The following is a 21,825-nucleotide window of genomic DNA, read 5'->3' as shown; positions in this document are numbered from 1 at the left end:
CAGGGCGCAGTTCGCATACCTGCGGCTCGCTGCCGGACCAGGCCGGCCATGCGAAATTGAACCTGCGCGGAGTGCTGTCGATGCTGGGGTCGACCGAGGAAGCCCAGGTTGTCTGGCGAGAAAACGCAAGCACTACATCCGTCTGCTGTCCAAGCCGCCTCGCCGCCGAAGGGACGTCGCCCCTGCGTTCGATATGGCCTGCGGGATGCGCTGGGAGCGCTCGTCTGCTCACAACGCCTGAAGGTCATGATCCCTGCACTGCTGCCGGCCATGCTTCGGCACGGCAGGATCAGCGACGATCCCAACTTGCATGCGCAGTAGGCGGCCTCCTGCACTCGTTCGAGATGCCGAGCGAGCTGGCCGAGGTCCTGGAGACACCCACTGCCGTGGCCGGTGTCGTCGAGGCACTGACGCTGTCGGCCCTCGGCGCCACCGGCCGCATGGAAGCTTCATTTGCAAGTGGCAACGAGCTTCGCCGTGGTCGCGGCACACGGCCAACCGGCTAACGGCGACCGCCCGTGATGTCAGCGATCACGCGTTCGAGCCGCGCATAGTCGATACAAAGATATAGCCCTTGCCCCCCGAAAGACGGATGCGGCCCCTGCCGGCATGGCGAGACACTGCACCATGGACAATCGAAGCAGGCACTCGAGTGTGGTGGCGGCAGGCCGCTGGATCGACGGCACGCGCGAGGATGGAGCGACCGTGCTGTACCTGCAAGGTGCCTGGCGGCTGCCGTACCTGCATGCCGTGACCGACGAGATCGAGTCGCTGCCGCTGTCGCCGCAGCAGCCCTGCATCCTGGACGGCAGCCGTCTCGAGACGCTCGACACGGCCACGGTGTTCGTGCTGCTCATCCGTCTCGTCGCCGTGGGATACACGCGGGCCACGGTCAGCCTGCGCCGGGGTCGTTCCGCCGACTCATCGCTCGCCTGACCGAGCACCTCAAGGAGCTGGACAAGCTGGTTCGCGAGTTCGAAGAACAAATCAAGGCTTGGCATCGCAGTAGCGAGCTGAGCTTGAAGCTAGAAAAGATTCCGGGCATCGGCCCTCTGGGTGCCAGCGCTCTTGTCGCCTCCATCGCCGATGCGAACAGCTTCGACAACGGCCGACAGCTCTCGGCCTGGCTCGGGATGGTGCCGAGGCAGCACTCGAGCGGAGGCAAGCCCACGCTCCTGGGCATCAGCAAGCGTGGCGACGTATACCTGCGCACGCTTCTGATTCACGGTGCTCGCTCGGCTATCGTCGCAGCGCAGAACGAGGCCGTGAACACCAACGTGTGGCTAGCGAGCCTGCTGAACCGACGACATCCGAACGTGGCCGCGGTCGCGCTGGCCAACAAGAACGTGCGACCCGTTTGGGCGCTGCTGGCTCACGGGCGCGAGTTCCGTCCCAGCTACGTGCCGCCACAGCTCGCTGCAAAGCACTGATACGCATCAACAAGGAAGGCGAGGAGACCGAACCACCGATTGCTCAGGCAATCACGCAGTAATGGCAGGACAGGTTGGACCATGGTTGGCGAAGCCCAGAATGGCCGAAGCACTTGGAGTGCGGAGAACCGATAGAGGAGCCGACCAGCAGACCCCATCAGGGACAGCGGCGAGAAGCCGCAGCCAAAGTCCGAATGTACGGGTGCAATCGAACCCTTCATGTCATCATCAACTGAAAGCTTGGGGGGCGGAGAATCCTGCCGTGTCGGGTCATCGAGCGGCGAGAACGCGCGCCCATGGCTCATCGATGTCGACCAGACCCAGCACGGCGACCACGTTGTCGAGCATTCCGGCGCCGAACCAGCGCCGCACGGCATCGTCATCGCCTAGCAACTGCCGAACGGTGTCGACCTGCTTGGCGTAGCACCGGCGCACGGCCTGCCCCACTAGCGGCTCGCCGGCGGCACAGTTCGCGTGCATGAGGAAACGCAGGATGTTCCGGTCCGTGACGAGCGCGGCGTAGGCACCGCGCGCCGCATCAAACGCCGCCTCCGGCGCCAGCCCGGCCTCACCCGATGCCAACGAGTGAGCGAACAGCGTTTCGGTCATGACGACGGACACGTGGTCGACCGCCGCCGCGAACAGCGCTTCCTTATTCGGGTACAGGCGATAGAGATACGGCTGAGAGATGCCGACCCAAGCTGCGATTTCGTGCGTCGTTGTACCGTAGAAGCCCTTTTGCGCGAAGCAATCGACCGCGGCGGCCATGATGGTCCGACGTCGCTCGTCGCTCTTCGTGCTAGTGCCGGGGGCGGGCATGGGGATCAGCAAGAAACATGGCGCTCCTCAGCTCCCAAAAGGCACGTTGAGGCCTGGGTCGGACGGCACATCGCGGGGTGTGAGCGCCTCTATCGCGACCAGCGGGTTCCAGTAGTCCAGATAGTGGGTGATGAGCGCGTCGTCATTGGTCCTGACGACGGAGATGCACGTCTGCTCGTACGGCTTGCCGGTTGGCAGCGCAGTGCCCGTCGAGCGGAATTCGGCGATGACCAGACTCGGGTCGACCGTGTCGTGAAACACCAGGTCGACGAATTCCACGTCAAAGGTCTTGGGAAAGTTGCTCATATGCGCGAACAGTGCGTCTCGCCCCGTGACCCGTTTGGGCACGCCGACCGGCGCGTACGGGAACTCGAGCACCGCGCCCGCGGCGAACAGCTTCACCCATTCGTCGACGCGTCCTGCGGCGGTGAGGCGCAGGTGCTCGGCCAGGGTGTGCCGGGCAGCAGCGCGGCGGGCGGCGTCGTCCTTCTTGACTGTCATGTTCATTCCTTGGTTAGTGGTCGACCTATAGCTTACCATTTCGCACCAGCCGCTGCAAGTTGGGGAGCAGGAAGGGTGATGCCACCCGCCAGTTTGAAGTCGCCTGATGAGATCGAGCCCTCACCGTTGATCCGCCATGGCGTCAGATTCCAGCCCGAATGCACATCGACATTCATTCGAGTTGGAATTTGCTGTCGGTTCTCACTCGAGCTGTCGGTTCTTCTCACTCGAGTTGGAAGTTTTCTCATTCGAGTTTGAACTCGCCACCGGTGATGGCGGAGCGGCGGCGGGGGATCTGGAGGAGGAGGGGGAGGCGGCGCCGATCGCGCGGCGACGTCCGGAGGAGCCGAGTCGGAAATGCAGATCGCGGACCTGGTCGCTGTCACCCACCAGATGGCCGGCGGCGTGATCTAGGTACGATCCTCGATCGCCTGCGATGGCCGCTCAGCAATGAGCGGGGGACCGCTTCGCGGCCAGACGCGACCTATCAGTTGGGCAACAAGTAAGAGAGCACCAGAGCCACGGCGAGGGCTAGCAGCAAGGCGCGGCGACAGTTATATGAGGGTTGCGCGCGTGTCGTCGGACATGGCGGGTTGCTCCGGTAGACCTTCGGACCTGACCCTTCGTGGAATGCTGCGCCGATTTCATGACAGTTTCATGAGCGCATGTGAGCATCTGGATCAACTTTGCTCGCGCGAGAGCTGAAGCGGCCTGGATGCCAGCCATAGAGACCTTGAATCAGTTCGCAAACTGCCTCAGCCCGTTGTTCGAACGCTGGACCCAGCTGACCGACGCGTACGCCAAGCAGTTCTTTTTAATGCACCGCGGTGACAAGGCAGCGCGCCTTGAGGCGCTGCGCTTGGCCCAGGAGCTCCAGCGCCTGAACCGCTCCATGAGCGCTGAGGTCTGAATCGGCGTTTGCGCCACTGCGAAGTGAGCGCGAGGACGATGCTCACGGCTCCAGTACCTTCAGCACGAGCAAGCCATCGGCCGTCTGAAAAGTGTCGATGCTGGTCCGCATGACGCTGCGGCCGACCTCGAGACGGTACTCGATGACTTCCGTCTGCTGCTCCCCCGGGGGAGGACTCGTCTCCACCTCCACGTATCGCAAGATGACATGACGCTTTCCGACTTGGTCTGTCACGGGGATGCGTTCGGTGGGTGCCTTTCGTTTCATCGCGCAATCCGGGTTTGCTGCAATGCAGCAATTCTCGCGCTACCATGTTCACGACGCCAAGCGGCATCCTCGGACGCGAACTGACACACTTTTGTCACAGAGCGGTCTGGTCTCCGAGCAGTGCATCGAGTATGTTGCACGCCTGCCGGCGCCGCCCTCTCGTCCGTCCACCAGGAGCAAGAACATGTGCCGATACCACTGCGAATTGACGACTCTCTTGCAGGACCTGAAGGCCCGTTACGGGGAAGACGACGATTCAGTGAGGCAGGTAAGGCGCGAGCTCGAGACGGTCGAAGCCCGGGATGCCGAGCGCCGGCACTTTGCGCTTGGCCGCGACTGCTCTCTACACGCGAGCAGGCACAGCTGGGAGGGCTACTCAAGCCTCTTGCATTCAAGCCAACGTCCCGCACCCTTGGGGTCAGACCTGCGCGCGGGATAGGCGTCGTGTGAGGGGCGTCGGTGAGCTGTTGAAGCGCATGCAGTACTGCGCGCAGAAGCTCGCTCTTCTTGGCGGGGCGCTTGAAGTCTAGCGCGCGGTCCTTGAGTACTGCAATCAGACCGAAATCCGACTCGGGCATCGTGAAGCTGTCGCGCACGAGCTTTGCCTTCCCTTTTCCCGCGTCGTGCACGCTTTGCTGTGACGCGGTGAGCCGCCGCCTAACCAGGTTTTCGTGATCGTGCGCGTGCCGTGTGGGAGCGGGTGGCCCCAGAGAAGACTTTGCACTAGCCTCGTTAGGCTTTAATGCGCGCCACCGGCATCCATCGGCGCCGACGACCGCGACGGCCGGGTCATCCAGACCACCCCGATCAGCAGCGCGAACAGAAGAGCCGAGCCCAGGAAGATGTCGTCCGCGGCCCGCGTGAAGGCCTGCTGGTCGATGAAGCGGTTGAGCTGGGCGGCGGCCTGCTGTGCATCGAGCCCCAGTTTCCCGAGCGCGGCGAAACCATCCGCGGCATCGGGGCTCGCGTAGGTGAAGAACTCGGTCAGGTGCGCATGGTGCAGGGTCGCGCGGTTGTCCCAGAGCGTGGTCGTGATCGAGGTGCCGAAAGCGCCGGCCGTGATGCGCACGAAGTTGCTGAGGCCCGTGGCCGACGCGATCTTCGAGGGCGGGAGCCCCGAGACGATGACCGCCACCAGCGGGGTGAAGAGGCACGCAACCGCCGCGCTGCCGGAACTGGGTGGCGGCCTTGGCGGCTTCCGCTTCGAGTTGCGCGGCCGGCAGGCCGGTTTCCAGTGCTGCACGCTGGGCCAATGCCGTGGCGTGGGCGTCGAGGCCATCCGCGATGCGTTCCAGAAACGCAGCACGGACCGCGAGGCTTGTATTGTTGTAGCTGTCGAACGCTTCGTCCCGACTGAAAGCCGTTGACTAGTTCTGCCGCCGCCTCGTTATCCAGAGCGCGCGCTGAGATGATCTTCGTTCGAACGGGATTGGTGGACTGTCCACGCGCTTCCGCCCTAGCCGTATATCGCCGCAAGGTTGGCTCAAGCTGGGTCAACCGGTTTGCTCTCGCCCGGGGTCTTCGCAACAGTCGATCGGGGCAGGCCGGGTAAGGGCCTATTTCTTGCCATTCGCGGACTGGGACTCGATGAGATTGCTGCGCAGCGCCACGATCGCTTTCTGTATTTGCGCAAATTCGTCCGGACCCAGGCCAGTGGCGCCGACAAGACTGATTTTCAGAAATCGTTCGCGAAGTTGTCGACCATCCTTCGTCAGACTGACCCGTACTTGGCGCTCGTCCTCGGGATCGCGCTGCCTCTCCAGATAGCCCATGGCTTCGAGCTTCTTCAGGATCGGCGTGAGCGTGTTCGATTCGAGAAACAGTTTCTCGCCCAATTGGCCGACTGTCTGGTCGTCTTCCTCTGATAGCGCAATGATGGTGATGTATTGCGTATAGGTAAGCCCCAGCTGATCGAGGATCGGCTTGTACGCCTTGCCGAAGGCCAGGTTCGCAGAATAGACTGCAAAACACAGAAATTCCGAAAGATTCCGCCTCGCGGGAGCTGCTTTGTCGGTGGATTTCATTTGTGTCCTCTTTGCCAGGGATCGATTCCGTGCATGATCGATTATAGGTCGCATACGATCGTATCGCGATGGATCTAAAATCAGGTGGTGTTCCGGGCTTCGCGGCGATCCGGAGGTGCTGTCGTCAGGAATCCGGCCTGGGAATGAGAGATGCGGATGTCCTTCTCCATCCCGGTCATCACCTCAGCGGTGCCCGCATCGTTCTCCGCAGCGTAAGGCTTGCGGCAATGGTTTCAACCAAGACGGTAATGCCGCGCAGGCTGCCGACGCCACGACAACTGCAAGGGGCTGGAAGATTACTCGGATGCGTTTGTATCGCATCCGAGTACGATGACACTGGAAGGCGATCTGTCAAGTGCTTACAGCGGGAGCTGATCACCATGCGCAGCGGCGAAGGCTTGCGCTCGAACCGCGGCGCGATCCACGACGCCAACGGACGTGGAAGCGACGCCCTGGCCGTAGCCTTCCGCGTAGGGGTTCGCGCTGTGGGCGCTTACCACTGCCTCGGAGCGCACCCCAAGGCGATCGGTCGATGCGACCAACCGGGGCGTAACGCGCGAGGAGACGGCATCGGCGTACGGGTTCTCGCTGTGCGCTGCGATGACAGCCTGGGCACGGACGTCGACGCGATGGTTGGCTGACACAGGCGCTTGCACGCCTTCGTAGGTTTCCGCCTGAGCGCCGACGATGCCTACGAGCGAGAGAGCGGCGGCAGCGATGAACTTCGAGGTCTTCATTTCAATTTCCTTCAAGGGGCTGGATGATGTCAAGGAGGGTCTTGTGCATCGAATGCGATTACATCGGATCCGATGGAACGAATGATGGCCCCCCAGTTGGTCGATGTCAAGCAGAAAATGCGCGACCGTTTGTAACGGATCATTTATCAAGCCGGCCCTTCCAGAATGCCGGTGGCTGACGTCCGCTGGGGGGCTGATGCCAGCAATGGATGGAGTGTGATTCCCACCTGGTTACGACAGCGCCTCATTGGGCGCCGACTCAACGAGGAGCAAGTCATGGCCCAGTCCCCGCTCTACTCGACGATCTGAAGGTCGGCGATACGTTCAAGACCAGCAGCTACGAAGTGAAGACCGAGGACATCAATCGATTCGCGAGGGAGTTCGACGCCAGCCTATTCATCTCGACGACGATGCGGCGCGCGACACCTTCTTCGGCAGCCTAACAGCCAGTGGCTGGCATACCGCCGCGATCACGATGCGGCTGTTCGTGGCCGGCGAGCCTCACCTCGCCAACGGCATCGTTGGCGCCGGCGGCGTTGTCGAGTGGAAGGCGTCGACGCGGCCCGGTGATGTGCTGCATGTCGAGAGCGAGGTCCTCGAACTGATCCCATCGCGCTCGAGGCCTGAACGGGGCGGGGTCGTGCTGCGCTCCAAGACCGTCACCCGGCGCGGCGACGTCGTCCAGGTATCGACTGCCAAGCTGATGGCGACGCGCCGAACTTCCTCTTAGCGGACCCATGTCGGGCCGGCCCGAGGAACTGGTGGCCTTCGACTCGAACAGCTCGACGATCAGTCGATGAACACCCGCACCTTGGCGCTGAGATGGCGGTTCGGCAGATAGATCACGCTGACCGGGATGTTGTCGATCGTGCAATCCTCGAACAGCGTGACTGGGCCACCATCGCCGAGCGCCGGCCCCACGCCATATGTGGGGGCCTGGATGATCCGGAGCCCCTAACCGCAATCGGCGAGGTAGGCATTGGTGTCGTTCACCACCGCCGATGCCCGAGCGTGAGGGCACTCCATGTCTACGATTCACTTCGTCTATGCGACCACTTCGACGCCCGAGGAGTTTGTCGCCGCGCTCACGGACTTCGGGCCCGGTCGCTCGAAGCTCTTTGGCAACAGCGCCGACGAGTACCTCAAGGTGCATCGCCGCGGCCCGACCGAGGCCGATGTCACGGGAGGCTCAAGCGGCATCTGGGAGCGCCTACGATTGGTCCGACCCGCTCCGCGTCGTCATGACCACCATTGACTCCAATGTGTGGGGAGGTCGGTCGAGTCATGCCTACACCTGCACGCGGATGCCCGATGGAACGACCACCGTGGACGCCGTCGTGGTGCGCGAAGGCAAGAACATCAAGGGATGGGTGCTCGGCTTTGTGCTCGGGACCATCGGCAAGCGTTCTGAAGAAGGCGTTCGCCAACACCATCAAGGCCATCGAAAGCCGGCACGCGCCCGCTGCCACGGTAAAGCCGCAGTCTGTCCAAGGGGTCCTGAACCTCCAGCGACACGATGTCTGAATAAGAGGGAAATACGGCATTTAAGAAGCCGCGAAGACGCTTATCTTTCCAATGCGAATGCTTGGCGGCTCGACGGCTTCATCGCTTCGACCGCGTTTCCGTCGAAGCTAACCAAGTGCGAATCGCTGCGGCTCTTTTTTCCCAATCTCCAAACCATCTTGAAGGAATGATCATGATCAATGAAATCGACAAGGTTTTGTACACCGCCAAGACCCACACCACTGGTGGACGCGATGGCGCTGGAAAGTCCAGCGATGGCGCACTCAATGTGAAGCTGAGCAGCCCAGGCAGCAACAGGCCGGGCACGAACCCGGAGCAGCTGTTCGCCGTCGGATGGTCGGCCTGCTTCATCGGCGCCCTGGGCCTGGCGGCAAAGGCGAGAAACATCTCCTTGCCCGCCGATGCGGCCGTCGACGCCGAAGTGGACCTGGGCCTCACGGACAACATCTTTTCGCTGCGGGCGCGACTCAACGTCCATGTGCCGGGGCTGGATCGCGCGCTTGTCGAGGCCCTGGTCCGCGAGGCACACCAGACCTGCCCGTACTCGAGAGCGACCCGCGGAAACATCGACGTGGCCTTCAACGTCATCTGAGCCGCTGGATGACTCCATTGACCGACAGGAAGAACGTCATGACCACGACCAAGACTACGCTCCGAACCCTCCAGAACGCCTTTCTCGCGCTTCTGGTCGTCTGCGCCGCTCTGCTTCAAACGCAAGCGCAAGCCGCTTCGCCCTCGGGCAAGCCGACCATCGTCCTCGTTCACGGCGCTTTCGCCGAGTCCCTGAGTTGGGAATCCGTCATCGAGCGCCTTCTCGCGAAGGGCTACCCCGTGGTTGCAGTGGCCAATCCCTTGCGCGGACTGCGTAGCGATTCAGCCTATGTTGCCAATCTGGTGGATACCATCCCCGGTCCTGTCGTGATGGTGGGCCACTCGTACGGCGGCGCCGTGATCTCGAACGCCGCCGAGGGCAAGCCCAACGTCAAGAGCCTCGTGTTCGTGGCCGCGTTCGCGCCAGACAGCGGCGAGGCGCTCGGTGAACTGGGGGCACGGTTCCCTGGCAGCACGTTGGGCTCGGCGCTGGTGCCGGTGGCCTTGCCCAGCGGTGGCAAGGACCTTTACGTCGAGCAAGCCAAGTACCGCGAGCAGGTTGCGGGCGACGTTCCCGAAATCGTCGCAGCTCTCCTCGCGGCCACGCAAAGACCCGTCGCCGAGGCTGCGTTCACCGAGAAGGCGGGTGCCCCTGCGTGGAAGGAAGTGCCCTCCAGGTTCATCTACGGCACGGCCGACAAGGCCATCGCGCCGCCGCTGCTCGCGTTCATGGCGCAACGCGCGGGCTCGAAGCACACCGTTGTGGTTCAGGGCGCGTCGCACGCCGTGCTGGCATCGCATGCCGACGATGTCGCCGCGCTGATCGAAGAAGCGGCCGCCGATTGAGCGCCGCTTCGGCTTCACAGTTCATCTCCGATTGAAAGGCCATTCACATGAGCTCCCTCGAGAATCCAAAGCCCTCGCCGCTGTCCCGACGCCACTTTCTAGGCGGTTCGGCTGCAGCGCTTCTTGCCACCCAGCCGGTGTTCGCTCTTGCCGATGTCCGCAGCGACCTTGTCGCTGCGGACCTGCCACGCGACGATGCCCGGATCCGTCCGTTTGCCGTCCATGTGCCCCAGAGCGAGCTGGCAGACCTGCACCGGCGCATCGCCGCGACCCGATGGCCTTCGCGCGAATTGGTGACGGATGCATCGCAAGGCGTGCAACTCGCAACGATGCGCGAACTGGCGCGCACCTGGCAGACGGACTACGACTGGCGCAAGTTCGAGACGAGGCTGAACGGGTTGCCTCAATTCATGACGACGATCGACGGCGTGGACATCCACTTCATCCACGTTCGTTCAAAGCATCCCAATGCACTGCCGGTGATCGTCACGCACGGGTGGCCGGGTTCGATCGTCGAGCAGATGAAGATCATCGATCCGCTGACCAACCCGACGGCCCACGGCGGGGCCGCATCGGATGCTTTCGACGTCGTGATTCCTTCGCTGCCCGGCCATGGCTTTTCGGGAAAGCCCACCATGCTCGGCTGGGACCCCATCCGCATCGCCCGTGCCTGGGCTGTGCTGATGAAGCGCCTGGGCTACTCGCGCTATGTCGCGCAGGGCGGCGATTGGGGCAATGCGGTCACCGAGCAGATGGCGCTGCTGACGCCTCCGGGCCTGGTCGGCATTCACACCAACATGCCTGCCACGATCCCTGATGACATTGCGAGTGCGCTGCAGGCAGGCGGTGCGCAACCGGCAGGGCTTTCGGCGGAAGAGGAGTACGCATACGGCCAGCTCGACTTCTTCTACAAGAACGGTCTGTCCTATGCCCTGGAGATGAGCAAGCGTCCCCAGACGCTCTACGGGATCGAGGACTCGCCGATCGGACTCGCGGCCTGGATGCTCGATCACGACGCGCGTAGCTACGCGCTCATCTCGCGCGTCTTCGCGGGCAAGTCCGAAGGCCTGACGCGAAACGACATTCTCGACAACATCACGCTGTACTGGCTGACGAAAACGGGCGTTTCCTCGGCTCGCCTTTACTGGGAAAGCAAGCTGGCTTTCTTCGCGCCCAAGGGTGTCGCCCTGCCGGTTGCGGTCAGCGCCTTCCCTGACGAGATCTACACGGCACCGCGCAGTTGGACGGAGCGGGCGTATCCCAAGTTGGTCCACTACGGCAGGCGCGACAAGGGAGGGCACTTCGCAGCGTGGGAACAACCGGAGGTCTTCGCGACAGAGCTGCGCGCGGGGTTCAAATCGTTGCGCGCTTGAGGCCTGCACGGCTGACCGAAAACGAGGTCTTATTGTCCTAGCCGCCGTCCGGCCTCGGTGCTACCTTCTTGCCGCGTCCCGTCGCTCCGGATCGGACGACGGGCGGGCGCTCTCCCGCCATGACAAGGGGAAGCGGGCATATGAAGGTCAACGGAACGAACAGGCCGGTGGAGGCCACGGGTGGATGAAGACACTGCCGTGCTCTGGGTGTTGCGCGACGTACTCGGGTTGACAGGCACGAAGTTCGGATGCGGGCTGGGTTTGTGGGGCGCTTGCACCGTGCATGTCAACGGTGTGGCCACGCGGTCGTGCATCACACCGCTGCAAGCGGTGGCCGACGCGAACGTGAACACCATCGACCTGCGTATTCGCGCAGGCATAGAGCAGGCGGCGCTCGCGCTTTCCACGAACGCGAAGGCCAGCTGAAAGGATCTTCGATCGTCTGATGAACGACGCCCGCACAGACCTGTCGCGGCGCGATTTCCTGTCTGTGGCCTGCGCAAGGACGCCTGCGAAGTGTGGGTCGGCAGCCAGGTGCTGACGCGTGCGCAGGCCGCCGCGGCTCAGTGACGGGCCTCCCGCTCGACAAGGTCACGGTGCACAACCAGCTTCTGGGTGGAGGCTTCGGGCGACGCCTGGAGGTAGACAGCGTGACGCGCGCGGTACAGATCGCCCAGAAGGTCGACGGCCCGGTCAAGGTGATCTGGACCCGTGAGGAAGACGTCCAGCACGACATGTACCGCCCTTACTTCTGTGACAGGGTCAGTGCCGGCCTGGGCTCCGACGGCAGGCCCGTGGCCTGGAAGCATCGCATCACCGGCTCGTCGATTCTCAAGCGGTGGGCTCCTCCGATGTACCAGAACGGATTCGACCCCGAAACGGTCGATGGTGCAGTGAATCCGCCCTACGCGTTGTCGAACGTGCTGATCGAGTATGTGGATCACGAGCCGCCGATTCCCACTGCGTTCTGGCGTGGCGTCGGACCGACCCACAACATCTTCGTCGTCGAGAGCTTTGTCGATGAGTTGGCCGCCGCTGCGAAGACCGACTCGTTGAAATACCGCCTCGCACTCCTTCAGGAAAACCCGCAAGCCCGCGCTGTGTTGCAAGTGGCGGCCGAGAAGGCCCAATGGGGCCGCGCGATGGGCGAGCGCCAAGGCCGCGGGTTGTCGTTGCAATTCGCGTTCGGAACCTACATGACGCAGGTGGCCGAAGTGGAGGTGGCCCCGGACGGCAGCGTCGCGGTGCGGCGTGTCGTCTGCGCACTCGACACGGGCGTGATCGTGAATCCGGACACCGTGCGCGCGCAGATCCAGAGTGCGGTGATCTTCGGCATTTCCGGCGCTCTCTACGGCCAGGCCACGTTGAAGAACGGCCGCATCGAGCAGTCGAATTTCCATGACGTGCGCGTGCTGCGCATCAACGAGGCGCCGCAGATCGAGATCCACATCGTCGCGAGCACGGAGGCACTTGGCGGCATGGGCGAACCCGGGACGTCCTGCCTGGCGCCAGCGTTGACCAACGCGATCTTCGCCGCGACAGGCAAGCGCGTGCGCAAGCTGCCCGTGGATCCGGATCAGCTCAAGGCGGCGTAGCGCGGAATTGGCCCAGGCGCCGGGCCGCTGTGTCCCAGAGCGTCGAGCGGCCGCGCGCGCCCGAATCAACTGAGGCGGATGTTGCTGATATTGATGAACTGATGAACACCATCTCTGCGTCGAGCACCGGTCGGCCCTGGGCGTCTCTCATGTAAGCACGCCGCCGCGTGGGGAACTTGAGACCGTCGAATTCCTGCACCTCGTCGACGTACTGTGCCGCGGCAAACCCGCCGGCCACATCGACGGGGTAATCATGTCGCCGCAGCAAACCGTCATCTCCGAAATAGAACTCCTGCTTCGTGCTGTGACTGGCGATGCTGGCAGGAAAGGTTGCTCGCAATCCGCGCCATGTCTCCTTGCCTTCCTGCCACGGTTCGATGTCTTCGATGACGAAGCCCGGCATCGCGAGGGCGAACGGCAAAGTGAGATAGATCCACTGGGCGTAGCCGTTGAAGTAGGCGCGCTGCAACGGATCCCAGGGGGTCGCCAGTTCGTGGCCGGCGAAGGATGCCCGCGGGTCGCTACGCTCGGCGACCACGGTGCCGTCCAGCTTTTCGATGGCGACGCGATTGGCTGTGAATCTCGTCCGCTGGTCCGGCGCCCCGAAGGGCGAGAGGGATGCCTGTTGCTCGTGCAACGAGACCGTCATTTCGCGCGGCGTAGGGTCCCGGGGGCATCCCCTTGCGGATGAACAGCTGCCCGCCACTCACGATCGTGGCCTGGACGCTGTTGAAACGGTGCCAGCGGTCGAGTCCGCCGTGGGCTTTCATGGCATCTGACAGGAGCTTGTTCATCGCTGGTTCCTTGATCGGATGAGGAATATCAAAGACGCGTCACATCGACGACAGCGGCCGCGAAGGCTTCGGGCGCCTCCTGAGGAAGGTTGTGTCCGATGCCGCCACTCACGAGCCGGTGCTCGTAGGGTCCCGAGAACTTCTTCGCGTAGGCGCTCGGTTCGGGATGTGGTGCACCGTTGGCGTCTCCTTCAAGCGTGATGGTGGGTACACCGATCAGCGGGGCCTGCGCCAGCCGCGCTTCGAGATCGCGATACTTCGCTTCGCCCTCCGCCAAGCCAATCCGCCAGCGATAGTTGTCGATCACGATGCGCACGTGATCCGGGTTGTCGAGGGCGGCCGCGCTGCGTTCGAATGTCGCGGGATCGAAGGCCCATTTCGGTGACGCGGTTTGCCAGATCAGCTTGGCGAACTCCTTGCGATTCTTCTCGTACCCGAGACGACCGCGTTCGGTGGCGAAGTAGTACTGGTACCACCACTGCGATTCGGCCTGTGGCGGCAGAGGGACCTTGCCGATCTCCTGGCTGCCGATCAGATAGCCGCTGACGGAGACCAGCGCATTCACGCGCTTCGGCCACAGCGCCGCCATGATGCACGCTGTCCGCGCCCCCCAGTCGCAGCCTGCAACCGTTGCCGTCTCGATGCCCAGTGCATCCATCAGGGCGATGAAGTCGACGGCGAGAACACTCTGCTGACCGTTGCGAGGCGTCTTGTCCGAAAGGAACCGGGTTCCACCGTACCCGCGCAGATGCGGAACGATCACCCGATGGCCGGCTGCGGCCAGCAACGGCGCGACGTCGGCATACGTGTGGATGTCATAGGGCCAGCCGTGCAGCAAGATCACCGGCGCTCCATCGGCGGGGCCGAGTTCGAAGTACTCCACATTGAGTGCCCCGGCGTCGATGTTCTTCAGCGGCTGAAGGCGCTTCGCGGGGGATGCATCGCGGGTGGTCGGCGAATCCGCGCCGTTAGCGAAAGCGGTTCCGGCGGCGAACCGGGTGGCCACGATGCCGACGGCCGTGGCGCCCAGGAATGACCGTCTGGGCAGGGACTGGGTGTGTGACATGGAAAAGTCCTCGGATCTCGGGATCAGCGCAGCGGCCTGAACGTAGCCCGCATCGCGGCAAAGAGCTCCGGCTCTTCCCGGGCCACGAAGTGGCCACGCTTGCTGATCTCGTCGAAGTGGAAATTCAGAGAGGCTCGACTGCCGCGGCGCGCAGGCGACTGATGCCGTAGCGCGGCGCTGCGACGACGTTCGAAAGCCTGCCCGACATCGCGCGGCGCGCGCCGTCGTACGCATCCCATTCCGCCCGGTCGGGAAGGGCAGGAATGGTGACCTCTTCGCCCTGGTCCAGGCCAGCCAGTGCCGCATCGACCATGTCGTCGGCGCTCATGACGCCGATCTCTTTCGGCAAATGCTCGACCGGCAGGCCGGCGACGGTCCAGAACTCTGTCGCAGTGGCTCCTGGAAGGACCGCCTGCACGCGCACGCCCTTGTCGGACAGCTCGTGTTGCAGCGACTGGCTGAAGGCGAGGACATAGGCCTTGGAGCCGCCGTAGACGCCATTGAGCGTCTCAGGAGAGATCGCGACGACGGATGCAATGTTGATGATCGTGCCTGCGCCGCGACTGACAAAGGCAGGCGCTGCCGCATAGGCGAGGCGGGTGAGTGCGACGACGTTCAGGGTGATCATTTCCTCCATCTTCTTGATGTCTGAGGACAGCAGCGGCGCGGTCGCGCCGAAGCCAGCGTTGTTCACCAGCATGGTGATGTCCTCGCGGCTGCTGAGCGTTGCCTCGACGCGCGCAAGGTCTTGCGAGTCCGAGAGATCGGCCACGAGCGTGTCGACGCGGCGTCCCGTCGATTCGACAAGACGATCGGCCAGGGCACGCAGTCGATCGCCGCTGCGCGCCACCAGGATCAGGTTGAATCCGCGTCGGGCCAACCGGTCGGCGTAGACGGCACCGATGCCGGAGGACGCGCCCGTGATGAGTGCGGTGCCTGGGTTCTGCTTGTGAGTCATGACATTTTCCTTTCGCTACTGGCGGTGTATGAAGAGGAAAGTGTCCGCCGAACGCGCGATGGCGTAAATGTCGAATAAGCAACCTTTTATGCCACCACGGTACGGACGCGCGGCATTCAGGCTCCGGGTTGCACAGCAGCGTTCTGCCTGGCCATCCTGCGCATGCTTTGCGGCGGATGGCCCAACGAACGAAGGAAGGCGCGGCGCATCCGTTCGGGATCGCCGAAACCCGATTCCTCTGCGATGACACTCAATGCCAGATTGCCGGCATCGATCATTTCGCGGGCTGCTTCCACGCGCAGGTTCTCGATGGCATGTGCGGGCGATTGCCCGGTCTCTGACTTGAAGGCCCGGCTGAATTGGCGCGGGCTGAGATGGGCGACTTCGGCCAGATCCTCGACCGACAGCGGGTCGCGCAGATTCGCCCGTGCATGTGCCAGCGTTTGCTGGATGCGATCGGACTTCGGCTCCAGTTCGAGCAGCGCGGAGAACTGCGACTGTCCGCCTGCGCGCCGGTGGTACACCACCATCTTCTTTGCCACCAAGCGCGCGACGTCGACGCCAAGATCGTCTTCCACGAGCGCGAGCATCAGGTCGATGCCCGCGGTCATTCCCGCCGAAGTCCATACCTGTCCGTCGTGAATGAAGATGCGGTCAGGCATCAGCTTGACCAGCGGATGACGCTTCTGCAGTTCGTTGGCAAACGCCCAGTGGGTGGTGACCATGCGGCCGTCGAGGATGCCGGCGTCGGCCAGGCCGAATGCGCCCGTACAGATGCTGGCGATGCGGCGCGCGCTGCGCTTGCGCGAGCGCAGGTAGCGACACAGCCTTTCCGGTGTCGGCCCGATCGTCAATGACCCGGTCATCACGAGCGTGTCAAACATCGTTGTGCTGAGTCGCTTCGACGCGACGCACACGCCCGATGAACTGGGGACCATGCCTCCGTCGACCGAGAGCAACTCGACCTTGTAGAACGGCCGCTCCAGGCTTGCGTTTGCGAGTTCGAAGGCGGCGATGGCGGCCAGGTCCAGGATCTGGAAGCCGGGAAAGACGAGGATGGCGACGGATTTCATGATGACTTGAAAGGAGGGAAATGGTGTCTTGAAGAAAGACTACGCCGCGGCCCTTTACGAGTCAATCACTGGCCATTCCAGTCAACGAGGGCGCGTGTCTTCTTCCCAGCCACCCCCGAGCGCAAGAAACACATTCACCTGATCCGACGCCAGCTTACTGTCGGCTGCGGCCACGGACTGCTCCACGACCGTGAGCGTGCGTGTCGCATCCAGCACCGGCATAAAGCCTTGCCTGCCGAGCGCGAAGAGCTGTTGCGTGTCTTGCACCGCACGGCTTGCCTTCTCGCGGGCCGCTTCGAGCAGCGCGCGCCGCTCGAGACCGCGGGCATAGGTCTCCAATGCGCTCTCTGTTTCCTTCAGCGCATTCAGCACGGTGCCGTCGAAGTGGGCGAAGGCGATCTGCTGTTCGGCGTCGGCTGCGCGAATGCGGGCCTGGATGCGGGACCGGTCGGGAAACTGCAAGCTGATCAGCGGCCCGAGCGAGAACTTCAAGGTGTCGGGATCGAGGAAATTCTTGTTGAGCCCGACCGAGCCAATCGATGCGCCCAGCGTGATCTTCGGGTAGAGGTCGGCCGTGGCGACGCCGATGCGGGCGGTGGCCGAATGCTGTTCGAATTCGCTGCGCCGGATGTCCGGCCGGCGACGCAGAAGGCTGGCGCCATCGCCGATCGGGATGGGCCGTGTCAGGTGCGGCTCCTCTTCGCAGGACTGGACGGCGCGCGGGAAATCTTCGGGCGCACGTCCGGTCAGCACCGCCAGCCGGTACAGCGCCACTCGCTTCTGCGCGTTGAGGACCGGCATCGTCGCGCGCACCTGGTCCGCCTGAAGCACGACCACCCACTCGCCGACCATCCGGATACGGCGCTGGCGGCTCCTTTCCCGGTCAATCCGATCTGATCGGCGACAGGGCGACGCGGTTGACCGGCTGCGCCGGCGTGCCCGCCAGGCTTTGCAGGCAGGCCCGGGCGTCGCCGGCCGCTGCATCGGCCTTGTACAGCGCGACGCGGGTCGGCATCTCGCTGCCCATCGACTCGTAGCGGCTCACCGCGAGGGAGTACGCGCTACAGATACCTGCGGCCACCACCAGTGCGTTTGCCACGGCAATGAGCCATTCCCGAAGCGTCGCATGGCGCTTCGCGGTCTGTGAACTGGCGCTTTCGTTCCGGGTGTTCATCGCGGGCCTCCGTCATTGCATGTGAATCACTCTAGGCGTCGGAGCGCGTCAGAAAAAGGGCGCGAATGCCAAAGCGCTTTTGGTCGGATGACAACAATCGAATGCGCGCGCATGCGCGGCGATTGTTTCGTTCCTGCCAACACGTTAGTTCAGTTTGCATAGGGTTTCTACCTAGCGTTTTGGAGCAAACTTCGCTTCACAGAACAGCCATCGACTGATCTGCGTGAACAGGCATCGAAAGAGCGGCAGTCCATCGGGACGACGACTTCAAAGCGAGACCGGTTCAAAACACTCAACCCCTGAAGGAACTGAAATGAAGACCTCGAAGATCATTGCCGCCGCCGCCGCCGCCGCCGCCGCCGCCGTCGCGCTCCTGGCTGCCGCCGGTGCGCAAGCCGAAACCTATGAGGGCGTGCACCCGCTCGTGTCGGCCAACAGCCGTGCCGAAGTGCGTGCAGGGGCCGTCGACGCCGCGCACAGCGACAACCCGTATGACGAAGCCGTCTCTTCGCGCGTCGCACCGCTGCAGACCGCATCGGCCCCCCGCGTCACGGTGCGCAACGAGGCAGTCGCCGCCGCGCACAGCGCGAACCCGTATGCGGAAGGCTTCGGACAAGGCGTGGCTTCGGTGTCGTCCGGCATCGTCGATCGCACTGCAGTGCGTTCGCAGGCCTATGCAGCAGCCCACGGCCAGCGGCTTCCGCTGTGAGCAGTGCGTCGTTTCGATACAGGGAGCCGGGCATGTCCCGGCTTCTTTTGTGCGCCCAGCATGGGCGCGATCTTCGGGGTGGAAGTCCCCGGCCGAGCTGACCACAGTGAGGCAAGCGAAGCGCAACTGCGTGAGGGCGACCGAGCGTGGAAAGGAAGCGTGGAGCGTAAACCGTGAGTCGAGGTACACGAACCTCATCTGAGGCGCTGCCGAGCAGGGCGAGCAGGCAAAAGGCTGCGAAGCTCTTGTGGTCAAGGCGAGGTGGCGTAAATGGGGCGACTGTGCGGTGAAGGATCGCGTTCTTACCTGGGGAGATCTCGCCTTATGCCTGAAAGGGCGACGGGCTTGTCCGGAGCGAGAAGTCAGCAGCGGTCGTAGTAGTCGGGGCGACCTGACGAAGGGCCAAACGAGAAGGACAGTGACGAGACATGTCGCTCGGAAGTGAATCGCATCAGAAGCCCGCTGGTTCAGCGGGGCGCGTAGGCCGCGCACAGGGTGAAGCCCGGTGTGAGCCCGCACGTGATGAATCGCGACCGGCGCGGGATGAACAAACGCACTGGGGGCCAGAGGACCTGCTTGGGCAGGCGCTGGCGAAGCGCAACATGGCGGCGGCGTGGAAACGCGTCAAAGCCAACAAGGGAAGCGCCGGCGTCGATGGGCGCACGGTAGAGCAGACCGAGGGGTACCTCAAGCGCCACTGGCCTGACATCCGGCAAAGTCTTCTGCTTGGAACGTACCGGCCCAGTCCGGTGCGCCGCGTGCAGATTCCGAAACTGGGCGGTGAGTACAGGGAGTTGGGTATCCCTACGGTTGTTGATCGACTGATCCAGCAGGCCCTGCTGCAAGTGTTGCAACCGGTGATCGACCCTACATTCAGCGAGCACAGCTTCGGGTTCCGGCCCGGGCGCAGCGCGCACGGGGCCGTATTGCTGGCGCACAGCTATGTCCAGCAGGGATGCACGGTAGTGGTGGACGTGGACCTAGAGAAATTCTTCGACCGCGTGAACCACGACATCCTGATGGAGCGACTGGCCCGACGCATCGCCGACAAGGCGGTGCTGTGGCTGATCCGCAAATATCTTCAGGCCGGGATCATGGACGGCGGGCTTCAACTGGAGCGCCACGAGGGCACGCCGCAAGGCGGGCCTCTGTCGCCTCTGCTGGCCAACGTGATGCTCGACGAAGTGGACCGCGAACTCGAACGCAGGGGGCACAACTTCGTGCGCTATGCCGACGACTGCAATGTCTACGTCAAGAGCATCGCGGCGGGTAAGCGGGTGCTGGCAGGACTGCGGCGCTGCTACGCGAAACTGCGCCTGTCGGTCAACGAGGCCAAGACGGCAGTGGCGCTGGTTTGGAAACGCAAGTTTCTGGGCTACTGCTTCTGGCTCTCGAAGACCACAGGCAAAGTCCATAGGGATGTGGCGGCGGCAGCGCTACAGCGCTACCGTCAGCGGGTGAGTTGCCTCACCCGGCGGCAGACCGGCCGCAGCTTTGATCAGATCGCCAAGGACTTGCAGGCATTCATGCCCGGCTGGAAGGCCTACTTCCGGTTGACGCAGACGCCCAGCACGTTCCGCGAACTGGACAGTTGGCTGCGCCATCGGCTCAGAGCGATCCAGTTGAAGTTCTGGTGCCGTGGAACGACCGTATTCCGGGAACTTCGCGCCTTGGGCGCTTCTGTCGATCTGGCCGCGCAAGTGGCTGCCCACGCCCGTCGCTGGTGGTATTGCAGCGCCAACCTCGTCAATCGGGTGCTGACCAACGCGTACTTCGACAACTTCGGCATTCCCCGGCTATGCTGACCTCAACTTCTCGAACCGCCCGGTGCGGACCCGCATGCCGGGTGGTGTGGGAGGGGTCCGGTCTTCGTGACCGGCCCCTATCCCGATTTTGATCAGTCAAGCCCCCTTTTTCCCCTTCGCCGGTGCATGACTCTGTGGATAACCCGATGAGCATCTCGCCGGAGCCGCTTCCTGATTGGCTTTCCTTGCGATGCTCACCGAATGGGCAGGGGAAAGCTATTTTTTGCAGCGCTGTCGCGGCGCTCAGCAGGTCTGGTCCGCGACGACGCGGGCGACCGTCTCCAGGGACCGCTCGAGCCGCGTCAAGTCGACCGAGCCGAGCGCCAATCGAAGGGCGTGGGGCACCTGGGCCGAGGTCGAGAAAGGCTCGGCAGTCGATACGGAAATCCTTTCGCGGCTCAATGCCATCGCAATGGCATCTGCGCGGACCTCGGGCGCCAGCGGGAGCCAGAGGAAGTACGAATTGGGGTGGCCGATCGTTTTCAGGCCGCCGAGGACGTCCGCAGCGAGGCGCTGGCGTCGTGCGGCATCGCGTCGCTTCTCCTTTTCGAGGCGGGCCGCCGTTCCATCCTCCAGCCATCCGCAGGCGATCGCCGTCATGGTCGCCGGGGTGTTCCAGGTGGTCGCGCGGATGACCCGTTCGAGCTTGGCGATCCATGGGTCCGGCGCGCAGACGAAGCCCACGCGCAGACCGGTCGCGACGCTCTTCGACAAGCCGGATACATGGACCGTCGTCTCTGGCGCGAGTGCCGCCAACGGCGGCGGCGCGCGCTCGGCCAGGAAGGCATAGGCCGCATCCTCGATCAGGATCAGTCCATGCCGCCTGGCGATGGCGACGAGGTCCCGGCGCCTCGTCGCGCTTATGACCCAGCCGAGCGGGTTGTGCAGCGTCGGCATGGTGTAGACGGCGCGCACCCGCCGCCGCCTGCACAAGGCCGCCAATGCGTCCAGATCGGGGCCCTGGCCCGCGGACGGAATCGGCACGAGCTCCAGGCGCTGGGTTTCGGCAACCAGCTTGAACCCCGGATAGGTCAGTGCATCTGCAGCGACCACATCACCAGGCTCGAGCAGGCCCATCGCAGTCGTTGCCAGCCCGTGCAGCGCCCCGCTCACCAGCAGCACCGTTTCGGCAGAGGCCGGGAGACCCTGGCGGGCCAAGTGACGCGCGACGATCGCCCGCTCATGCGCGCGACCGCCGTGAGGCTGGTATCGCAGCAAGGCCTCAAGATCCCCGGTTGCGGCAAGCTGGCGCAGGGCCGCCCTGAGCAGGTCGGCCTGGCCCGGCAAAGACGGATAGTTGAAGCTCAGATCCACCATGTCCGCGCTCATGGCATGCATGTCGGTCCCTTGCCCGCGCGGGAGAGGCTCCTTGACGAATGTGCCGCGGCCGGTCTCGCCGCTGACCAGGCCCATCGCTTGCAACTCCGCATAGACGCGCGTGGCCGTGACCAGTGCGATGCCTTCCCGTGCGGCGAGCTTGCGGTGCGTCGGAAGCAGCGTCCCAGGACGCAGCCGGCCCGAACGGATGTCATCCGCGAGCCGGTCGACCAGTTGCTTGTAGCGGGCGTGGGCCATGCAATGTATCCATGACAATTATTTGATTGTATGGAGTCGCTTGCCTACGATGAC

At 63.7% G+C, this 21,825-nt stretch carries 25 protein-coding genes and 3 pseudogenes; 14 read left to right on the top strand and 14 right to left on the bottom strand.

Annotation, left to right across the window (positions count from 1 at the left end):
• The first annotated feature begins 627 nt into the window (after nt 1-627).
• Both VAR608DRAFT_RS14075 and VAR608DRAFT_RS14070 read left to right on the top strand, forming a co-directional pair.
• Nucleotides 628-936 carry a hypothetical protein gene (locus tag VAR608DRAFT_RS14075; protein WP_157730943.1) on the top strand — a complete coding sequence of 103 codons (309 nt, stop codon included), beginning with the start codon at nt 628-630 and terminating at the stop codon, nt 934-936.
• Nucleotides 903-1,430: pseudogene (locus tag VAR608DRAFT_RS14070) on the top strand (IS110 family transposase); the annotation flags it as partial. The gene VAR608DRAFT_RS14075 and the pseudogene VAR608DRAFT_RS14070, both read left to right, overlap by 34 nt.
• Nucleotides 1,431-1,700: 270 nt before the next feature.
• On the opposite strand, the gene VAR608DRAFT_RS14065 reads toward VAR608DRAFT_RS14070, so the two are convergent.
• Both VAR608DRAFT_RS14065 and VAR608DRAFT_RS14060 read right to left on the bottom strand, forming a co-directional pair.
• The gene (locus tag VAR608DRAFT_RS14065) at nt 1,701-2,261 is read right to left on the bottom strand and encodes a TetR/AcrR family transcriptional regulator (protein WP_231973505.1); all 561 of its coding nucleotides are present in this window, start codon (nt 2,259-2,261) and stop codon (nt 1,701-1,703) included.
• Between the two features lie 15 nt (nt 2,262-2,276).
• Nucleotides 2,277-2,750 carry a nuclear transport factor 2 family protein gene (locus VAR608DRAFT_RS14060; protein ID WP_088954612.1) on the bottom strand — a complete coding sequence of 158 codons (474 nt, stop codon included), beginning with the start codon at nt 2,748-2,750 and terminating at the stop codon, nt 2,277-2,279.
• A gap of 667 nt (nt 2,751-3,417) precedes the next feature.
• Between VAR608DRAFT_RS14060 and VAR608DRAFT_RS14055 the strand changes: the two genes are divergently transcribed.
• Complete coding sequence (locus VAR608DRAFT_RS14055; RefSeq protein WP_088954611.1) at nt 3,418-3,660, top strand: hypothetical protein; 243 nt, start codon at nt 3,418-3,420, stop codon at nt 3,658-3,660.
• A gap of 42 nt (nt 3,661-3,702) precedes the next feature.
• Here VAR608DRAFT_RS14055 and VAR608DRAFT_RS14050 read toward each other — a convergent pair whose 3' ends face one another.
• Together VAR608DRAFT_RS14050 and VAR608DRAFT_RS37025 are read right to left on the bottom strand one after the other, a co-directional pair.
• Nucleotides 3,703-3,927, bottom strand: coding sequence for a hypothetical protein (locus VAR608DRAFT_RS14050; protein ID WP_157730941.1), 225 nt, complete (start codon nt 3,925-3,927; stop codon nt 3,703-3,705).
• Nucleotides 3,928-4,666: 739 nt separating this feature from the next.
• Complete coding sequence (locus tag VAR608DRAFT_RS37025) at nt 4,667-5,062, bottom strand: hypothetical protein (protein ID WP_157730939.1); 396 nt, start codon at nt 5,060-5,062, stop codon at nt 4,667-4,669.
• On the opposite strand from VAR608DRAFT_RS37025, the gene VAR608DRAFT_RS38530 reads away from it, so the two are divergent.
• Nucleotides 5,052-5,294, top strand: coding sequence for a hypothetical protein (locus tag VAR608DRAFT_RS38530; protein WP_231973503.1), 243 nt, complete (start codon nt 5,052-5,054; stop codon nt 5,292-5,294). The two genes, VAR608DRAFT_RS37025 and VAR608DRAFT_RS38530, sit on opposite strands and share 11 nt — an antisense overlap.
• Nucleotides 5,295-5,483: 189 nt before the next feature.
• Here the strand turns inward: VAR608DRAFT_RS38530 and VAR608DRAFT_RS14035 are convergent, their stop codons facing one another.
• The gene (locus VAR608DRAFT_RS14035) at nt 5,484-5,951 is read right to left on the bottom strand and encodes a MarR family winged helix-turn-helix transcriptional regulator (RefSeq protein WP_088954608.1); all 468 of its coding nucleotides are present in this window, start codon (nt 5,949-5,951) and stop codon (nt 5,484-5,486) included.
• Nucleotides 5,952-6,310: 359 nt separating this feature from the next.
• Nucleotides 6,311-6,688: a helicase SNF2 gene (locus VAR608DRAFT_RS14030; RefSeq protein WP_088954607.1), complete on the bottom strand. Its 378-nt coding sequence runs from the start codon at nt 6,686-6,688 to the stop codon at nt 6,311-6,313.
• 475 nt (nt 6,689-7,163) lie between these two features.
• Between VAR608DRAFT_RS14030 and VAR608DRAFT_RS38370 the strand changes: the two genes are divergently transcribed.
• Complete coding sequence (locus VAR608DRAFT_RS38370; RefSeq protein ID WP_331713033.1) at nt 7,164-7,418, top strand: hypothetical protein; 255 nt, start codon at nt 7,164-7,166, stop codon at nt 7,416-7,418.
• A 59-nt stretch (nt 7,419-7,477) separates the two neighbouring features.
• Here VAR608DRAFT_RS38370 and VAR608DRAFT_RS38270 read toward each other — a convergent pair whose 3' ends face one another.
• A complete protein-coding gene (locus VAR608DRAFT_RS38270; protein ID WP_269458553.1) occupies nt 7,478-7,609 on the bottom strand; it encodes a hypothetical protein in 132 nt (43 codons plus the stop codon).
• Nucleotides 7,610-7,712: 103 nt separating this feature from the next.
• Here VAR608DRAFT_RS38270 and VAR608DRAFT_RS37605 point away from each other — a divergent pair, with 103 nt between their 5' ends.
• The 7 genes and pseudogenes from VAR608DRAFT_RS37605 to VAR608DRAFT_RS13995 form a co-directional block, all read left to right on the top strand.
• Nucleotides 7,713-7,943, top strand: coding sequence for a hypothetical protein (locus tag VAR608DRAFT_RS37605; RefSeq protein ID WP_197700527.1), 231 nt, complete (start codon nt 7,713-7,715; stop codon nt 7,941-7,943).
• Nucleotides 7,930-8,382 carry a hypothetical protein gene (locus VAR608DRAFT_RS37600; protein WP_197700526.1) on the top strand — a complete coding sequence of 151 codons (453 nt, stop codon included), beginning with the start codon at nt 7,930-7,932 and terminating at the stop codon, nt 8,380-8,382. The genes VAR608DRAFT_RS37605 and VAR608DRAFT_RS37600 overlap by 14 nt, the downstream gene beginning before the upstream one ends.
• Nucleotides 8,383-8,387: 5 nt before the next feature.
• Complete coding sequence (locus VAR608DRAFT_RS14015) at nt 8,388-8,804, top strand: organic hydroperoxide resistance protein (protein WP_269458565.1); 417 nt, start codon at nt 8,388-8,390, stop codon at nt 8,802-8,804.
• Between the two features lie 38 nt (nt 8,805-8,842).
• Nucleotides 8,843-9,649, top strand: a complete 807-nt coding sequence (locus tag VAR608DRAFT_RS14010; protein ID WP_088954606.1) for an alpha/beta fold hydrolase — start codon at nt 8,843-8,845, stop codon at nt 9,647-9,649.
• Nucleotides 9,650-9,696: 47 nt separating this feature from the next.
• Nucleotides 9,697-11,022: an epoxide hydrolase family protein gene (locus VAR608DRAFT_RS14005; RefSeq protein WP_088954605.1), complete on the top strand. Its 1,326-nt coding sequence runs from the start codon at nt 9,697-9,699 to the stop codon at nt 11,020-11,022.
• Nucleotides 11,023-11,202: 180 nt separating this feature from the next.
• Nucleotides 11,203-11,382 (top strand): annotated as a pseudogene (locus VAR608DRAFT_RS14000) (2Fe-2S iron-sulfur cluster-binding protein); the annotation flags it as partial.
• A 135-nt stretch (nt 11,383-11,517) separates the two neighbouring features.
• Nucleotides 11,518-12,617 (top strand): annotated as a pseudogene (locus VAR608DRAFT_RS13995) (xanthine dehydrogenase family protein molybdopterin-binding subunit); the annotation flags it as partial.
• Here VAR608DRAFT_RS13995 and VAR608DRAFT_RS13990 read toward each other — a convergent pair.
• From VAR608DRAFT_RS13990 to VAR608DRAFT_RS13965, 6 genes are all read right to left on the bottom strand, one after another.
• On the bottom strand, nt 12,604-13,266 hold the full coding sequence (locus tag VAR608DRAFT_RS13990; protein ID WP_197700524.1) for a hypothetical protein: 663 nt from the start codon (nt 13,264-13,266) through the stop codon (nt 12,604-12,606). The pseudogene VAR608DRAFT_RS13995 and the gene VAR608DRAFT_RS13990 overlap by 14 nt on opposite strands.
• Nucleotides 13,267-13,439: 173 nt before the next feature.
• A complete protein-coding gene (locus VAR608DRAFT_RS13985; RefSeq protein WP_088954604.1) occupies nt 13,440-14,477 on the bottom strand; it encodes an alpha/beta fold hydrolase in 1,038 nt (345 codons plus the stop codon).
• 124 nt (nt 14,478-14,601) lie between these two features.
• Entirely contained in the window at nt 14,602-15,435 is an 834-nt protein-coding gene (locus VAR608DRAFT_RS13980) for an SDR family NAD(P)-dependent oxidoreductase (protein WP_088954603.1), read from the bottom strand.
• A 116-nt stretch (nt 15,436-15,551) separates the two neighbouring features.
• On the bottom strand, nt 15,552-16,508 hold the full coding sequence (locus tag VAR608DRAFT_RS13975) for a GlxA family transcriptional regulator (protein ID WP_088954602.1): 957 nt from the start codon (nt 16,506-16,508) through the stop codon (nt 15,552-15,554).
• 81 nt (nt 16,509-16,589) lie between these two features.
• Entirely contained in the window at nt 16,590-17,345 is a 756-nt protein-coding gene (locus VAR608DRAFT_RS13970) for a TolC family protein (RefSeq protein ID WP_157730937.1), read from the bottom strand.
• A 46-nt stretch (nt 17,346-17,391) separates the two neighbouring features.
• The gene (locus VAR608DRAFT_RS13965; protein WP_088954600.1) at nt 17,392-17,682 is read right to left on the bottom strand and encodes a hypothetical protein; all 291 of its coding nucleotides are present in this window, start codon (nt 17,680-17,682) and stop codon (nt 17,392-17,394) included.
• A 313-nt stretch (nt 17,683-17,995) separates the two neighbouring features.
• Here VAR608DRAFT_RS13965 and VAR608DRAFT_RS13960 point away from each other — a divergent pair, with 313 nt between their 5' ends.
• Both VAR608DRAFT_RS13960 and ltrA read left to right on the top strand, forming a co-directional pair.
• Nucleotides 17,996-18,391 carry a helicase SNF2 gene (locus tag VAR608DRAFT_RS13960; RefSeq protein WP_088954599.1) on the top strand — a complete coding sequence of 132 codons (396 nt, stop codon included), beginning with the start codon at nt 17,996-17,998 and terminating at the stop codon, nt 18,389-18,391.
• Nucleotides 18,392-18,819: 428 nt separating this feature from the next.
• On the top strand, nt 18,820-20,196 hold the full coding sequence (gene ltrA, locus VAR608DRAFT_RS13950) for a group II intron reverse transcriptase/maturase (protein ID WP_088954598.1): 1,377 nt from the start codon (nt 18,820-18,822) through the stop codon (nt 20,194-20,196).
• A gap of 243 nt (nt 20,197-20,439) precedes the next feature.
• Here the strand turns inward: ltrA and VAR608DRAFT_RS13945 are convergent, their stop codons facing one another.
• Nucleotides 20,440-21,771, bottom strand: a complete 1,332-nt coding sequence (locus VAR608DRAFT_RS13945) for an aminotransferase-like domain-containing protein (RefSeq protein WP_088954597.1) — start codon at nt 21,769-21,771, stop codon at nt 20,440-20,442.
• Between the last annotated feature and the right edge of the window lie 54 nt (nt 21,772-21,825).

This window comes from Variovorax sp. HW608 (genome assembly GCF_900090195.1).
Lineage (GTDB): Bacteria > Pseudomonadota > Gammaproteobacteria > Burkholderiales > Burkholderiaceae_C > Variovorax.
The sequence above is the reverse complement of the archived record's forward strand: the minus strand, read 5'-3'. Positions and strand labels throughout refer to the sequence as shown.

Excerpts from the sequence above, each read along its gene's own strand:
- VAR608DRAFT_RS14075 (WP_157730943.1), top strand. The coding sequence starts at position 628 with ATGGACAATCGAAGCAGGCACTCGAGTGTGGTGGCGGCAGGCCGCTGG.
- VAR608DRAFT_RS14060 (WP_088954612.1), bottom strand. The coding sequence starts at position 2,750 with ATGACAGTCAAGAAGGACGACGCCGCCCGCCGCGCTGCTGCCCGGCAC.
- VAR608DRAFT_RS14050 (WP_157730941.1), bottom strand. The coding sequence starts at position 3,927 with ATGAAACGAAAGGCACCCACCGAACGCATCCCCGTGACAGACCAAGTC.
- VAR608DRAFT_RS38530 (WP_231973503.1), top strand. The coding sequence starts at position 5,052 with ATGACCGCCACCAGCGGGGTGAAGAGGCACGCAACCGCCGCGCTGCCG.
- VAR608DRAFT_RS14035 (WP_088954608.1), bottom strand. The coding sequence starts at position 5,951 with ATGAAATCCACCGACAAAGCAGCTCCCGCGAGGCGGAATCTTTCGGAA.
- VAR608DRAFT_RS14030 (WP_088954607.1), bottom strand. The coding sequence starts at position 6,688 with ATGAAGACCTCGAAGTTCATCGCTGCCGCCGCTCTCTCGCTCGTAGGC.
- VAR608DRAFT_RS38370 (WP_331713033.1), top strand. The coding sequence starts at position 7,164 with ATGCGGCTGTTCGTGGCCGGCGAGCCTCACCTCGCCAACGGCATCGTT.
- VAR608DRAFT_RS37605 (WP_197700527.1), top strand. The coding sequence starts at position 7,713 with ATGTCTACGATTCACTTCGTCTATGCGACCACTTCGACGCCCGAGGAG.
- VAR608DRAFT_RS37600 (WP_197700526.1), top strand. The coding sequence starts at position 7,930 with ATGACCACCATTGACTCCAATGTGTGGGGAGGTCGGTCGAGTCATGCC.
- VAR608DRAFT_RS14010 (WP_088954606.1), top strand. The coding sequence starts at position 8,843 with ATGACCACGACCAAGACTACGCTCCGAACCCTCCAGAACGCCTTTCTC.
- VAR608DRAFT_RS14005 (WP_088954605.1), top strand. The coding sequence starts at position 9,697 with ATGAGCTCCCTCGAGAATCCAAAGCCCTCGCCGCTGTCCCGACGCCAC.
- VAR608DRAFT_RS13990 (WP_197700524.1), bottom strand. The coding sequence starts at position 13,266 with ATGACGGTCTCGTTGCACGAGCAACAGGCATCCCTCTCGCCCTTCGGG.
- VAR608DRAFT_RS13985 (WP_088954604.1), bottom strand. The coding sequence starts at position 14,477 with ATGTCACACACCCAGTCCCTGCCCAGACGGTCATTCCTGGGCGCCACG.
- VAR608DRAFT_RS13980 (WP_088954603.1), bottom strand. The coding sequence starts at position 15,435 with ATGACTCACAAGCAGAACCCAGGCACCGCACTCATCACGGGCGCGTCC.
- VAR608DRAFT_RS13975 (WP_088954602.1), bottom strand. The coding sequence starts at position 16,508 with ATGAAATCCGTCGCCATCCTCGTCTTTCCCGGCTTCCAGATCCTGGAC.
- VAR608DRAFT_RS13965 (WP_088954600.1), bottom strand. The coding sequence starts at position 17,682 with ATGAACACCCGGAACGAAAGCGCCAGTTCACAGACCGCGAAGCGCCAT.
- VAR608DRAFT_RS13960 (WP_088954599.1), top strand. The coding sequence starts at position 17,996 with ATGAAGACCTCGAAGATCATTGCCGCCGCCGCCGCCGCCGCCGCCGCC.
- ltrA (WP_088954598.1), top strand. The coding sequence starts at position 18,820 with ATGTCGCTCGGAAGTGAATCGCATCAGAAGCCCGCTGGTTCAGCGGGG.
- VAR608DRAFT_RS13945 (WP_088954597.1), bottom strand. The coding sequence starts at position 21,771 with ATGGCCCACGCCCGCTACAAGCAACTGGTCGACCGGCTCGCGGATGAC.